At 37.0% G+C, this 1,252-nt stretch carries 1 protein-coding gene; it reads right to left on the bottom strand.

What is annotated here, in order from left to right:
* Positions 1–921: DEAD/DEAH box helicase (locus E1176_RS00855; protein WP_155208701.1), on the bottom strand; the 921-nt coding region annotated here is incomplete at its 3' end.
* Positions 922–1,252 lie beyond the last annotated feature (331 nt).

Raw genomic sequence — 1,252 nt, 5'->3', positions numbered from 1 at the left:
AAAAATCAATACTTTTTCAAAATCTCTGTCTGAGATTAAGTCTAAAAGCATATTATATTTATCAGCGCCCTGAGGCACTTTTATGATATCTTGTTCTATCTGATCACTCGTACTTTCACCAGTACTTACTTTCACCTCAACAGGGTTATTAAGAAGCTCATTTATTAATGATTTCTGAGTTTTGTCAACAGTAGCAGAAAACAACATCGTTTGCTTTCTATTGCTCATGGCTTTAACCATTCGTTTAATATCATTTACAAAGCCCATATCGAGCATTCTATCAAACTCATCGAGCACAAGAGTCGAAATATCTTTGAGGTGCAATGCACCACGCTCCACCATATCCATCAATCGACCAGGTGTTCCTATAATTAAATGGCTTTTTCTTCTAAGCTTCTTTAAATCGCTATTAACGTTGGTACCACCAATAAAGCTTGATGAATACAAGCCCAATCGATTTGAAAGTGCACTAAACTCTTGCTCTACCTGTAAAGCCAACTCCCTTGTAGGCACTACAACCAGTGTTTGAAATGGCTTCGGTGCATTCAGCAATTGTTCGATTATAGGTATCAAAAACGCTCCTGTTTTACCAGTACCTGTATTTGCCACTCCCAATAAGTCTCTACCAGCGATCAAGTGTTCTATGGTGTCATTCTGTATCTGAGTAGGTCTTTTAAATCCTTTAGCGTGAAGGTTTGCCTTTAAATTCGGACTCAGTGGCATTTCATCATAACCTCTCGGTGCCTGATAAATTGTTTCTTCCTTCTGAACAGCCTTTTTTACAAGCATTTTGGGGTCAATACTAGAAACTGCCTTCTTCCTGCCACCTCGGCCGTTATTTCTTCTGCGATTATTATTTGTTGCGTTATTACTTTTTGAGAAACCGTGGTTTCTTTTTCTTTTTGTCTTAGTTGCTTCCATTATGTTTTTAATTCTTAAAGACGCTCCACATAGGCTCGCCTTTTGGCTTCTGGGCTATTTTGTGATCAACCAATATTTGATCTGAATGCCCCAAAGCATGTATTTTTTCTATTTTAATTATATGAAATTGAAAAGCTAAACAAGTGCTTAATGTATGCCATGAAGCTATACACAAGATTCCTTTTGGTTAATTGTATAACCTATCAGGTGCTTGTTTTTGAAACGGTGTAGGAATTAATCAGAAATCTAAAGAGAGGCCTTATGATTCGTACATTGAAAACTGACTCTTATTGGCGTCACGTTTTCAGTTCAATTATACTTTCTTAAACGG

Origin of the sequence: Fulvivirga aurantia (assembly GCF_009711475.1) — a bacterium.
Classification (GTDB): domain Bacteria; phylum Bacteroidota; class Bacteroidia; order Cytophagales; family Cyclobacteriaceae; genus Fulvivirga; species Fulvivirga aurantia.
This window is presented reverse-complemented; position numbering and strand designations above follow the sequence as displayed.